A 12,855-nucleotide genomic window follows, 5' to 3' on the forward strand; every position below is an offset into this window, starting at 1 on the left:
AATCGTGTATATTTAATCGGCGATTGACAGCGAAAATCAGCATCTGATTTCGATTTTCATGGACACGATTTCCGAAAAAGTCCTTCCATGTATAGTTTCTCTCCTGAATCCAGTTTCGGAGCGTAATTTTCATAGACACGATTTCTGAAAAAGTCCTTCCGTGTATAGTTTCTCTTCTGAGTCCGGCTTCGAGCACATCTTTCATATACACAAAATCGTAAATTATCGAATCATGTAGATCGTCGCCTGCATCTGCCGAAAATATACCTCCTGCAAGCAGAAAATCCAGTCTAAAAGACGACTGGATTCATATAAGTTTTTGAACCTTCGGCTGCCGTCCGCCGAGCTGCGAATGAACAGTAACCTGTTACCTGAATAATCAGAGATAAATATAACTGTATTAACCACGCAAGCTACGCTATAGTATAGAAATATTATAATGAAGAAAACGAAAGCGAGGTTCTCTATGACCATCTGGTTAACGCGTCATGGGCAGACAAATCTGAATAAGCAGCATCTTATGCAGGGGCGGACGGATGAGCCGCTGAACGAGACGGGCCGTGCCCAGGCACGGGCAGCGCGGGCGCAACTCGGGGATATGCACTTCGATGCGGTCTATGCGAGTCCTCTGCAGCGTGCGATCGAAACGGGCGCTATCATGGGCGACATACCGATGGATGAGGTCATCATCGATGAGCGGCTGATCGAGGCGGACTTCGGGCGCTTCGAGAAGAAGGGGTACACGAAGATGAGTCTGCCGATGTCGCTGTACTGGGCGCTGCCGGAGCTTTTTCCGTGCCCGGAGAAGGACGGGGTGGAGAGCATCGCATCGCTTGTCGCACGGAGCCGCTCGTTTCTCGAGGAGCTGGAGCAGAAGGACTATGAGCATGTGCTGATCGCCTGTCACGGCGGTATCATGCGGGCCCTCAGCGGATACCTCATGGATCGGAAAAACGGGATCTACTGGCGACCGAAGCCGCGGAACTGTGAGATCCGCGTGTTCCGGGTGGAAGATGGCCGGCACGCATACCTCGAAGATCTGAAAATTTCAAAATAATGCACATCCATAAAAACGGCGCAGTCTCACCGGAGCAGGAAGACCTGCATCCGGATGATATTCCTTAGCTGTATTGTTCAAACGTAGTACTGTGCTTCCGACGGCTGTCCGCCGAGCCACGTCTGAACCAATGTAACTCTTAGCTGATGTGCGGCAGAAGACCGTCGCGAGTGAAAGGACTTGTATAGATTGCATAATATGCATGTATAAATGCATTTATTCATGAGTAGCATGCATAAGAATGCGATTAAATACAATTTGATGCATAAAAATACTTGCATTCTCTGAAAAATGGATTATAATCTCCTCATAGTCAAAAAGCGAGAGGTTATGAAAACGCTTTTGATTTATAACCTTAATATATGATTCGGTTTGAGGAGGATTATTATGAAGAAGAACTTAGCTATTCTGATGACCACTGTTCTCGCAGCTGCTTCTCTGGCAGCCTGCGGATCATCCAGCACACCGGCGACGACAACCGCCGCTGCGACCGAGGCTGCCACCACCGCTGCCGCTGCAGAGACGACCGCCGCAGCAGAGGACACCACTGCTGCTACGGAGGCAGCGTCCGAGGGCGCTGCAGAGGGAAACGGAGAGATCGTCGAAGTTCCGAAGGATTTCACGACCGTAAACGCTGGCAAGCTGACCGTTGCGACCTCTCCGGACTTCGCACCATATGAGTTCTACCACATCAATGCCGATGGCACACCAGAGCTTTCCGGCTTCGATGTCGCACTCGCAAAGCGAATCGCTGAGGATCTCGGCCTCGAAGTTCAGTTCGTACCGATGGATTTCGATGGCATCCTCATGGAGCTTCAGAGCGGAAACGTCGACCTCGGCATGGCTGGTTTCTCCCCGAGCCCGGAGCGTGCAGATACCTTCGACTTCTCCGACCTTTACTACAAGGGTGGTCAGTCCTTCGTCATCCGCAAGGCAGATCATGATAAGTATAAGGACTATGCTGCATTTGATAAGCTTCCGGTAGGTGCACAGAACGGTTCCATCCAGATGGATCTCGCAAAGGAGAACACGCCGAATGCAAACATCATCGGTCTCGCAAAGGTAACCGATATCGTTTCTGAGCTTGTTTCCGGTAAGCTCGAAGGTGGCTTCATCGAGACCGCCGTCGCAGAGCAGTACATCAAGAACTATCCGGAGCTCGAAATCGCATGGGATGTTCCGTACGACACGAAGGGTTCTGCCATCGCTCTTAAGAAGGGCAGCGACCTCCTTCCGGCTGTCAATGCCGTCATCAACAACGCACTGTCTGATGGTTCCATGGACCAGTACGTAGCCGACGCTCAGGAGCTTGCATCGGATGAGGGCAATGTCTATGAGGGTCAGCTCGACGCAGATGGCAAGGTTGCTTCCAACTAAACGCGGACTGCGACACAAAAACTGATTCTTTTCTCTCCGGGGGGCTTCCCCGGGGAGATTTTTGAGTCTATACTCAGCATGCTGAGGTGCACGACAGCGGAAAATACACATGCGTTTCGCGATGATCCGTATGCGCCATGTTTCTTATAATAAATGCACATTCAGCGTCCTACGTATATACTCAAAGCACATCGCGATGTAGAGTATACATATCACTACTTATGAAAGGCAGGATTTACCTATGACCATTAGCTGGGCCAATTTTGAGAAGTTATTTCAATACGGCACCATGTTCCAGCAGGGAATGATCGTCACCATCCTTCTGGCAGCCTGTACCGTATTCTTCGGCTTCATCCTTGCATTTTTACTTGCATTGATGCTGCTGTCGGATGTACGTCCGTTCCGTCATCTCGAGAAGATCAAGACGGAGGATATTCAGAAGAAAAAGCGCTATGACCGCATCGCCGCGTTCAATCCGGTACATCTGCTGGCTAATGCTTACGTCCAATTCGTACGTTGCACCCCGATGCTGGTTCAGATCTTCCTCGTGTACTACATCATCTTCGGATTCGTCACCCTGCCGAAATTCACATTCTTCGGCTTCATCCAGTTCGAGCGTTTCTTCCCGGCAGCCGTCGCGATGGCACTCAACTCCGGTGGATATATGAGTGCGGTCATCCGTGGTGGTATCGAGGGCGTCGATGCTGGACAGACCGAGGCGGCTCGTTCCCTCGGCATGACGAAGTCCCAGACTATGTTCCATATCATCCTGCCACAGGCGGTGAAGAACATCCTGCCGGCCGTTGCGAACGAATTCGTGACGATCATCAAGGAGTCGTCTGTCTGCTACACCATCGGTGTACAGGACATCATGTTTAACGTAAAGAGTGTACAGTCCGCGACCTTCATCATCGCAGAGCCGCTCATTATGGCGACCTTACTGTACTTCTGCCTGTGCTTCCCGACCAGTAAGATCATCGAGTACATTGAGAGGAGGATGCGTCAAAGTGACAACCGATAAGCCAATGATTCAGGTCCGTGGCCTGAAAATGTACTATAACTACGGAAAGATCAAGGCCCTCGATGGCTTGGACATCGATATCAACCGGGGCGACGTCATGGTCGTGATCGGACCGTCCGGTTCCGGTAAGTCCACCTTCCTCCGGAGCCTGAACCTCCTCGAGTCGCCGACCGATGGAAGTATCATCTTCGAAGATAAGGACATCGTGAACGAGAAGATCAATCTTGATCAATACCGTCAGAAGATGGGGATGGTGTTCCAGCACTTCAATCTCTTTCCACACAAGACGATCCTCGAGAATCTGACCCTCGCACCGATGATCGTGAAGCACGAGTCGAAGGAGGCGGCCGAGAAGAAGGCCCTGGAGCTCCTGGAGCGTGTTGGTCTCCGCGATCGTGCGGCGGCCTACCCGGTGCAGTTATCCGGTGGTCAGAAGCAGCGTGTCGCGATCGTGCGTGCACTCTGCATGAACCCGGAGGTGATGCTCTTCGATGAGCCGACGAGTGCGCTCGACCCGGAGATGGTCGGCGAGGTGCTCGAGGTTATGAAGGAACTTGCACACGAAGGCATGACGATGGTCTGCGTCACCCATGAGATGGGCTTCGCCCGTGAGGTGGGCAACCGCGTGATCTTTATGGCAGATGGTAAGCTCGTCGAGCAGGGGACACCGGAGCAGATTTTCGAGCATCCGGAGAGCCCGCGTCTGAAGGACTTCCTCGGGAAGGTCCTCGAGGTTTGATTTTATAACAAAGCGGCGTTTGCATTGTTTTCGCAGGCGTCGCTTTTGTATATACTACTATATGAAAATTTATAAGGAGGGTTTCATCATGGAGGATCAGAAGAGGGCTGCTCTTTCGTTTATCGAGCAGCATAAGGATATATTTACTGGTGTGGCGGATTACGTCTGGGCGCATCCGGAGCTCAGTCTGAAGGAGTTCCAGTGTGCGGCGTACTATGAGAAGGTGCTCGAGGAGGGTGGCTTCACGGTGGAGAAGGGTGTCGATGGGATCGAGACGGCATTCACGGGAAGCTATGGTTCGGGTCATCCGGTCATCGGTATCCTCGGTGAGTTCGATGCACTGTCCGGTCTCAGTCAGGCGTGTGGTGCGACGGAGCATCAGCCGCTCGTAGAGGGTGGCGCTGGGCACGGCTGTGGCCACAATATGTTAGGTGCAGGTGCATTGGCCGCGGCGTTTGCGGTGAAGAACTACCTCGAGACGAGTGGTCACGAGGGCACAGTAATCTTCTATGGCTGCCCGGGTGAAGAGGGCGGTGCGGCGAAGGCCTTCATGGCGCGTGACAACATGTGGCGCGCCCTCGATGCGGCGTTCTGCTGGCATCCGGAGGATGTCAATGAGGTGAAGACCGGTACGAACAACTCGACGATTCAGGTTATGTATACCTTCCACGGACGCTCCGCGCATGCGGCCGGCGATCCGGAGAATGGCCGCTCGGCACTGGATGCGGTGGAGCTCATGAACACGGGCGTGCAGTACCTGCGTGAGCACATGAAGTCCGAGTGCCGCGTGCACTATGCCATCACGGATGCCGGTGGAATCTCACCGAATGTCGTGCAGGATCATGCGACGGTGCTCTATATGGTGCGTGCCGGTAAGGTACGGAATTGTGTGGAGCTTCAGAAGCGTGTGGATAAGATCGCGGAGGGCGCAGCCCTGATGACCGAGACAACCTTCGAGCGTACCTTCATCGATGGTACGGCGGATCTGGTGCCGAACTTCGCACTGGAGAAGGTACTCTACGATAATTTCGCGCAGGTAGAGCTTCCGACCTATACCGAGGAGGAGCTCGCATTTGCCGGAAAGGTGCATGCGACCTGTCCGGTCAATACTGCACCGGGCTTCGCACCGACCCTCGACGAGGAGATTCGGGCATACAGTGAGGAGAAGTCACAGCACGGTACGATACCGATCAACAACTACCTCATGCCGCTCTACCACAGCACGGCGTTCTGCGCCGGCTCCACGGATGTCGGGGATGTTTCCTGGCAGACACCGACGGCTCAGATCCAATGCGCAGGCTTCGTCAGCGGCGCACCAGGCCACAGCTGGCAGAATGTTTCCTGCGGCGGTTCGAGCATCGGCCACAAGGCCCTGCTTCTCGCCGGTAAGGTCCTCGCGCTCAGCGCTATCGACCTCTATGAGAAGCCGGAGCTGCTGAAGGAAGCGAGAGCAGAGTTTGAGAAGCGCACCGAGAGCGGCTACGTATGCCCGATCGAAGAGGGCGCAAAGCCGATTACCATTTGATTTAACGGAGATTTCTATGTACGAAGGATTTTTACCGGTCAACCGGGAGGATATGCTGGAGCGTGGCTGGACACAGCCGGATTTCGTCTATGTGATGGGTGACGCCTATGTGGACCACTCCAGTTTCGGGCCCGCCATCATCTCCCGTGTGCTCGAGGCACACGGTTATAAGGTCGCGATGCTGCCGCAGCCGGACTGGAACGATCCTTCGTCCGTCATGGAGTTCGGGGAGCCGAGGCTCGGCTTCCTCGTGTCTGGCGGCAACATGGATTCCATGGTGAATCACTACACCGTCGCGAAGCATCATCGGAAGACCGACTCCTACACACCGGGCGGTGTCATGGGCAAGCGTCCAGACCGCGCGGTGACGGTTTACTGTAACCTGATACGGAAAAGCTATAAGCATACTCCGATCATCATCGGCGGTATCGAGGCGAGTCTGCGTCGGCTCGCACACTATGACTACTGGTCCGACCGCGTACGCCGTTCCGTGCTCCTCGACAGTGGTGCCGACCTTCTGTCCTACGGCATGGGCGAGCACAGTATCGTCGAGATCGCAGATGCCCTGAACTCCGGTCTCGAGGTGAAGGACATCACCTGGATCTCCGGTACGGTCTATAAAACACGCTACGAGGATGAGATCTACGATGCCATCCGCCTCCCGGACTATGAGGAGATCAGCAGCGATAAGCGGAAGTACGCGGAGAGCTTCGCCATCCAGTACCGGAACACAGATCCGATCATTGCGAAGCGTATCTACGAATGCTACGATGGGGCGATGTTCGTCGTACAGAACCCGCCGGCGGCACCGCTCACCCAGCTCGAGATGGATGATGTCTACTCGCTTCCGTTCATGCGTGCATGGCATCCGATGTACGATGCGGCAGGCGGCATCCCGGCCTTCGGTGAGATCAAGGAAAGCATCACCCAGGCCCGCGGCTGCTTCGGCGAGTGCAATTTCTGCGCCCTCACCATGCATCAGGGACGTATCGTACAGTGCCGCTCCCACGAAAGCGTTCTCGCGGAGGCAAAGGAGATCACGCAGGATAAGGAGTTCAAGGGCTACATCTTCGATGTCGGTGGCCCGACCGCCGAGTTCCGTGGACCATCCTGCGAGAAGCAGCTCACGAAAGGCACCTGTGTCGGTCGCAAATGTCTCTGGCCGGAGCCGTGTAAGAACCTGAAGGTCGATCACAGCGACTATGTGAAGCTGCTCCGCGAGGTGCGTTCGCTGCCGGGCGTGAAGAAGGTCTTCATCCGATCCGGCTTCCGCTTCGATTACCTCATGGCAGACCCGAATAAGGAGTTTCTCCGCGAGATCTGCCAGTATCACGTCTCCGGTCAGATGCGTGTGGCACCGGAGCACGTCTCCGACGGCGTACTGAAGGAGATGGGCAAGCCGAAGGTCGAGGTCTATAACAGCTTCGTGAAGGAATTTGAGAAAATCAACCGCGAGCTGGGACTCAAGCAGTATATCGTGCCGTACCTCATGTCCAGTCACCCGGGCTCCACACTGAAGGATGCGATCAAGCTCGCGGAGTACATCCGCGACATGGGCTACATCCCGGAGCAGGTGCAGGATTTCTACCCGACCCCTGGCACCGTTTCGACGACCATGTACTACACCGGCCTCAACCCACTCACGATGGAGAAGGTCTATGTGCCGCGAAATCCGCATGAAAAGGCGATGCAGCGTGCTCTCATCCAGTACCGGAATCCGGAGAACTACGAGCTCGTAAAGGAAGCGCTCCTCCGGGAGCACCGTGAAGACCTCATCGGCTTCGACCCGAGCTGCCTCATCCGCCCACGGAAGACCACCACGAAAACCGCCTCCTCCGGTCATAATCGACGACGCGGTGAGAGGAAACGGTAGTCACTCCGGGGCCCTGCCTGAATCGTAACAAACTGTAAAGTTTTAGTAAGAAAATCACGGGGCTTCCTGTGGTAAGATAAGGATACATTTTATCCGGGAGAGCTTTATGAGACATCATTTTTATAGAAATCGTATCGTCGCCGGACTCCTGATCGCCGCGCTCAGTGCGACCAGTCTGTCCACCACCGCGCTGGCCGACAGCAGTACCTTCGTGGAAATCACAGATGAGGGGCCGCTCGCAGCGTCGGCCGCTGCCGGCGTCCAGAACAGAGGTGCAGAAACCGCCACGACGACGGAAACCGCTGCGTCAGTCAGCAGCGCAGGCGCACAGGTCGTGCAGGGCACCGATGCCATGAGCACTCTGACCGGCCTCACCGGCCCGACAGGCACCGCGGTAGACACAGCGAACCAGACGACGTCGACGACCGCAGACAGTGCCGCCAACCAGGCAGCGGCTTCTGCACAGCAGAGCAGTACGGCAGCCACAAATCAGACCGCGCAGAGTTCAGCTACTGCACAGGCAGCGGCCTCCGCGCAGCAGAGCACACAGACCATCGCCGCGGCAACACAGCAGACGACGAATTATTTCCAGCAGCCGTCTAAGGGCTTCCTGCGGACCGCGATGACCCTGAAGCCGGAGGTGAACGCGAACTTCGCGATCCTCGTCGATGCAGATGCCGGCCTAGTGGTTGCTGAGAAGAACGGCAACGCGAAAATGTATCCGGCGTCCATGACGAAGGTCATGACCCTGCTGGTGGCCTGTGAGCACATCACGGATCTCAGTGAAAAGCTCGAGATCACCCAGGACATCGTCGACTATGTCAAGAAGGAGGGGGCATCAAACTGCGGCTTCAAGGCGGGCGAGCAGGTGACGATGCTGGATCTCCTCTATGGCCTCATCCTCCCGAGTGGTGCGGATGCCGCCCTCGCCCTCGTGCGCCGCATCGCCGGCTCCGAGGAGCAGTTCGTGGCGCTCATGAATCAGAAGGCACAGCAGCTTGGTATATCCGCCACGACGCACTTCACAAACTGCACCGGACTGTATAACGATAACCACTACTCGACAGCAGAAGATATGGCCATCATCATGCGGGCTGCAGCGCAGAACAGTGTCGCTGCCACGATCCTCACGACACGAAGCTACACGACACAGGCGAACAATAAGCGAACCACTGGTCTCAGCTTCTCGAACCTCTTCCTGAAGCGGATCGATACACAGACGACCGGCGGGCAGGTGAACTTCGCGAAGACCGGCTACGTCGCGAAGGCCGGCAACTGCGCGGCTTCCTACTTTACCGCCGCCTCCGGACGCCACTACATCTGCGTCACCGGAAAAACCTCCGGCGCATGGAACGTCGTATCCGCTCATGCCGCCCTGTACAGCCAGTACGCGAAATAGCATATTGAAATAGATACAAAAATACTTTTATATTATAAGCCCTGGTTCATTCGCTGAACCAGGGCTTATAATATAATTATGAATCTTGAAACCGTGAAATAGCGATAGCAGATTGGAGGTGAAATAATGATTGTTTATCATGGCAGTGATCAGATCGTGGAGCAGCCTGTGTTTGGTGCAGGCAAAGAAGATAATGATTATGGGACAGGTTTCTATTTGACAGAAGATAAAGATAAAGCGAATGCATGGGCAGTGGTAAATGGAACTGAAAATGCATACTGTAACGCATATGAACTTCCGATTAAGGAACTGAATGTACTCCATCTGGATGACTATGGCGTTCTGACATGGATTGCGGAAGTGACAGCGCATCGCGGAGTGATCGATGAAGATACATTTTATATCGCTGAAAAGCTGGTTGATATGTATAAAATTGACACCGCAGAATATGATGTCATCATAGGGTATCGTGCAGACGACAGCTATATCAAAGTCATCGATTCCTTTTTGAAAAATCAGCTGACGGCAGATGAAGTTGAACGTTTCTTTAGAAAAGAAGAGTTGGGAGAGCAGGTTTTTATAAAAAGTCAAAGAGCTTTTCAGTCTATAAAATTTATAGGATATGAACCTGTAGTGGAGACGATTCAGTATCAGGATTATGATGCACAGGCAAGAAGAGAAGTAGAATCTTTTCTTAATAAACGCAGAAAGGCGATTCAGCTTGAAGGCTTCCAACCAAGTGGCATGACCGTGCAGGATGTTTTAAAGAATAAATACGTATATGATCAAGCATATAAGTACTACCATCTGAACGAAAATAAACCGATGAAATATCAGGTGAACAGAAGTGTGAAGCATGAGCCCTCAAAGGATGACTATGCTTATGACAGGTTCTACTTAAGTGGTGTCATGAAATTAACACGCTTTTTGTTTCATGAATTTATAAAATCCGGTCATGATTTTCATGGAGCCGTGAAACTGTACATGGAGAAGTCTCCGATTCGCCTGAAGATGGATCAGGGTAGCTGGTCGGCGTTAAATAAAGGAATCAGGCAGCTCTATCATTCGGTAGATATAGAAACGGTACCTCCAAACACAAATAATTATATGGATGGGATTCTGTCAGACTGGATGGCAGATGTGTACACCTATATGCAGTGGCGTTATCGCCTTTCATCGGCGGTGCTGGTTCGAATTCTCCCACCGGAACTTTTGGGTGAAGCCTATTATCCTTTGCACGAAACCGGATTAAGTGTAGCTTGCGAAAAATTATATATGAAATATTTTGCAATCGTGAATAAAAATACAATAGAGTGAGGGATGGACGAAATGTCCGGGAGGCAGCTATGAGCGATATTTTACGGGATCTCGTGGAGCCGGCAGAGCTCGTCGCGATCAGCGTCGGCGGCGAATCGGTTCAGTTTAAGGTGGAAAGGGGCCTGACCCTCGGGCGGCGACGTCTGTTCGGTCGCAGAAGCCAGGCCGAGATCGCGCTTGAGTATCCTTTCCTCGCACATACGCAGGGAAAGCTCGCCCACTATCTCGGCGAGTGGCACTACGAGAATCTGACGAATGCCAACACGACGAGCATCAACGGTGTTGCGCTGCCAAAGGGAGAGGACCGTCTGCTTCAGAACGGCGACATCATCCGCATCCAGAAGGCGGGCGAGCAGCTGATTCTCGTGTTCCTGCTCCGTTTCGACGGTGAGCTCGTCTGGAAGAAGCTGCCGCTCCGGAAGGAGCAGTCGGTTTACCATATCTACAGCCATGTCGGGCGAGGCCTCTCATCTCCTGAAGTGGACAGCCTGGAGAAGCCGGATGAGCACCATGCGCTGATCCGCTACATCTACGGTCACTGGCAGGTGGAGGATGTTAAGACCGAACGTGGCGTCTATGTCAACCAGAAGCGTGTCGATGGCGTCATGGTCCTCTCGCCGAACGACGTCATCAACATCGGTGACACCGTCTTTTATTTCGCCGGCGATTATCTCGCGTACAACCACACAACCTTCCGGAACCACGATCTCCAGATCCACATCGATAATCGCTCGGTCGGCAGCTTTCTGAAGCGGCGACTGCTCCTGAAGGATATCAAGCTCAGCATCGAGCCGGGCAGCATGGTGCTGATCCTCGGCGGTTCCGGCTCCGGGAAGACGACCTTCATCAATGCCGTCACCGGCTATGAAAAGGCCCATGCGGAGATAAAGCAGGGCGACCTCGACGTCTATGAGGACTATTCCCGAATGAAATATGAGATCGGTATGGTGCCGCAGCAGGAGCTTCTGCGTGGCGATGATACCGTCATCATGACCCTGACAAATGCAGCGCAGATGCGCCTCCCGGAGGGCACACCGACGGCGGAGCGGAAAAAGCGGGTTGAGGAAGTTCTCGCGCTCTTCGGCCTAACGCCGGTGAAGGATGAGCTGGTCGATAAACTCTCCGGCGGGCAGCGGAAGCGCTTAAGTATCTGCGTTGAATTCATCTCAAACCCAAGTCTCTTCGTGCTCGACGAGCCGGATTCCGGTCTCGACGGTGTCATGGCACGTGATCTCATGGAGCAGCTTCGGAAGATCGCGAATCAGCAGAAGATCGTCATGGTGATCACCCATACGCCGGACCGTGTCATCGATCTCTTCGATAAGGTCATCGTCCTCGCAAAGAACAGTCAGCATACCGGACAGCTCGCCTTCTATGGAACGATTCCGGAGGCGCGTCAGTTCTTCGGGCGCGACACCATGGAGGACATCATCCTCGCCATCAATCCGGAAAACGAAGGCGGCGAGGGACTCGCGGATCACTATATCGAGGCCTTCCGGGCCTATCGTGAGGCGGAAGCCGCGAAGGAGACGAAAAGCACGACCACGACGGCACGGCAGGAGGGCATCGCGGATACCTATCGACCGACGCATACCCGCCGTCCGGCCCAGGTGAAGATCTACCTCGGGAAGCTGTTCCGTCTCTTCATCCATGAGCACGACTGGGTACTGCTCCCGCTGTCGGCCATCATCTCACTCATGGTGGCTTTCGTCGTCGGGAAGAGCCTGTTTGCCAATATGGAGCGCCTGCAGGCGGGTGCCTTTGCCCTCGTCTGCGTCTGCATCTGGAACGGCTTCTTCAATTCCATCCAGGTCGTCTGCCGGGAGCGTGCGATCATCAAGCGGGAGCACCGCGCGGGACTCCATATCAGTGCGTATATCATGGCACACATGCTGTACCAGGCGCTGATCTGCCTCCTGCAGGTTCTGATTTCCGTCGGCATCTATGTCTGGTACGGCATCCGCTTCCCGGTCGGCAGCATTGTCACAGGAAACTTCCTGGTCGACTTCGCGATGACGCTCTGGATCATCACCTATGCCGCTGACCTCGTCGCACTGATGGTGTCCTGCATCGTGCGCACTACGACCTCAGCGATGACCGTCATGCCGTTCCTGCTCATCGTGCAGCTCGTGTTTGCCGGTATCATCTTCCCGTTTGACGGAGGCGCCGCAGAGCTCGTTGAGAAGCTGACCATCAGCCACTGGGGCACCGTCGCGATCTGCTCTATCGCCGATTACAACGCGTTGCCGAGCCATGCGCTTTTCGCCTCGATCTATCAGTTTCGGAGCATTCCGGAGGTGCAGAAGATCGTCGATTACATCCAGTCCTCGGATCTCCGCATGAAGATGGATATCCTCTGCGCGAAGCAGATGCAGAATCCGCTCTATGCCGGCACCGTGGAGAACATCCTGAAGAGCTGGGGCGTCATCCTGCTGATCGGCCTCGTCGCCATCGTGGTCGGTATCATCAGTCTCGAGTTCATCGACCGGGATAAGCGATAGTGAATATGTCCGTATCGAAGCTCTAAACGCAGAGGGGCGTTATCTG

The 12,855-nt window shown here is 54.2% G+C and carries 9 protein-coding genes; all 9 read left to right on the top strand.

What is annotated here, in order from left to right:
- The first annotated feature begins 466 nt into the window (after positions 1 to 466).
- The 9 genes from ACTNC3_RS07175 to ACTNC3_RS07215 all read left to right on the top strand — a co-directional run bounded on the left by ACTNC3_RS07175 (position 467) and on the right by ACTNC3_RS07215 (position 12,809).
- A complete protein-coding gene (locus tag ACTNC3_RS07175; protein ID WP_441226958.1) occupies positions 467 to 1,057 on the top strand; it encodes a histidine phosphatase family protein in 591 nt (196 codons plus the stop codon).
- Positions 1,058 to 1,444: 387 nt separating this feature from the next.
- The gene (locus tag ACTNC3_RS07180; RefSeq protein WP_441226959.1) at positions 1,445 to 2,434 is read left to right on the top strand and encodes a transporter substrate-binding domain-containing protein; all 990 of its coding nucleotides are present in this window, start codon (positions 1,445 to 1,447) and stop codon (positions 2,432 to 2,434) included.
- Positions 2,435 to 2,675: 241 nt separating this feature from the next.
- Entirely contained in the window at positions 2,676 to 3,455 is a 780-nt protein-coding gene (locus ACTNC3_RS07185) for an amino acid ABC transporter permease (protein WP_410042284.1), read from the top strand.
- A gap of 4 nt (positions 3,456 to 3,459) precedes the next feature.
- Positions 3,460 to 4,194, top strand: a complete 735-nt coding sequence (locus ACTNC3_RS07190; protein ID WP_441226994.1) for an amino acid ABC transporter ATP-binding protein — start codon at positions 3,460 to 3,462, stop codon at positions 4,192 to 4,194.
- 88 nt (positions 4,195 to 4,282) lie between these two features.
- Positions 4,283 to 5,719 carry a M20 family metallopeptidase gene (locus tag ACTNC3_RS07195; RefSeq protein ID WP_410042285.1) on the top strand — a complete coding sequence of 479 codons (1,437 nt, stop codon included), beginning with the start codon at positions 4,283 to 4,285 and terminating at the stop codon, positions 5,717 to 5,719.
- A 16-nt stretch (positions 5,720 to 5,735) separates the two neighbouring features.
- Positions 5,736 to 7,592, top strand: coding sequence for a YgiQ family radical SAM protein (locus ACTNC3_RS07200; RefSeq protein WP_441226960.1), 1,857 nt, complete (start codon positions 5,736 to 5,738; stop codon positions 7,590 to 7,592).
- Between the two features lie 106 nt (positions 7,593 to 7,698).
- Positions 7,699 to 8,991 carry a D-alanyl-D-alanine carboxypeptidase family protein gene (locus tag ACTNC3_RS07205; protein ID WP_441226961.1) on the top strand — a complete coding sequence of 431 codons (1,293 nt, stop codon included), beginning with the start codon at positions 7,699 to 7,701 and terminating at the stop codon, positions 8,989 to 8,991.
- 126 nt (positions 8,992 to 9,117) lie between these two features.
- Positions 9,118 to 10,308 carry a DUF3990 domain-containing protein gene (locus tag ACTNC3_RS07210; protein ID WP_441226962.1) on the top strand — a complete coding sequence of 397 codons (1,191 nt, stop codon included), beginning with the start codon at positions 9,118 to 9,120 and terminating at the stop codon, positions 10,306 to 10,308.
- A gap of 29 nt (positions 10,309 to 10,337) precedes the next feature.
- Complete coding sequence (locus ACTNC3_RS07215; protein ID WP_410042289.1) at positions 10,338 to 12,809, top strand: ATP-binding cassette domain-containing protein; 2,472 nt, start codon at positions 10,338 to 10,340, stop codon at positions 12,807 to 12,809.
- Positions 12,810 to 12,855: the final 46 nt, after the last annotated feature.

Origin of the sequence: Oribacterium sp. HCP3S3_B9 (genome assembly GCF_052064255.1) — a bacterium.
Taxonomy (GTDB): domain Bacteria; phylum Bacillota; class Clostridia; order Lachnospirales; family Lachnospiraceae; genus Oribacterium.

What these genes read in the sequence shown, in the direction of transcription:
- ACTNC3_RS07175 (WP_441226958.1), top strand. Translation starts at nt 467, where the DNA reads ATGACCATCTGGTTAACGCGTCATGGGCAGACAAATCTGAATAAGCAG.
- ACTNC3_RS07180 (WP_441226959.1), top strand. Translation starts at nt 1,445, where the DNA reads ATGAAGAAGAACTTAGCTATTCTGATGACCACTGTTCTCGCAGCTGCT.
- ACTNC3_RS07185 (WP_410042284.1), top strand. Translation starts at nt 2,676, where the DNA reads ATGACCATTAGCTGGGCCAATTTTGAGAAGTTATTTCAATACGGCACC.
- ACTNC3_RS07190 (WP_441226994.1), top strand. Translation starts at nt 3,460, where the DNA reads ATGATTCAGGTCCGTGGCCTGAAAATGTACTATAACTACGGAAAGATC.
- ACTNC3_RS07195 (WP_410042285.1), top strand. Translation starts at nt 4,283, where the DNA reads ATGGAGGATCAGAAGAGGGCTGCTCTTTCGTTTATCGAGCAGCATAAG.
- ACTNC3_RS07200 (WP_441226960.1), top strand. Translation starts at nt 5,736, where the DNA reads ATGTACGAAGGATTTTTACCGGTCAACCGGGAGGATATGCTGGAGCGT.
- ACTNC3_RS07205 (WP_441226961.1), top strand. Translation starts at nt 7,699, where the DNA reads ATGAGACATCATTTTTATAGAAATCGTATCGTCGCCGGACTCCTGATC.
- ACTNC3_RS07210 (WP_441226962.1), top strand. Translation starts at nt 9,118, where the DNA reads ATGATTGTTTATCATGGCAGTGATCAGATCGTGGAGCAGCCTGTGTTT.
- ACTNC3_RS07215 (WP_410042289.1), top strand. Translation starts at nt 10,338, where the DNA reads ATGAGCGATATTTTACGGGATCTCGTGGAGCCGGCAGAGCTCGTCGCG.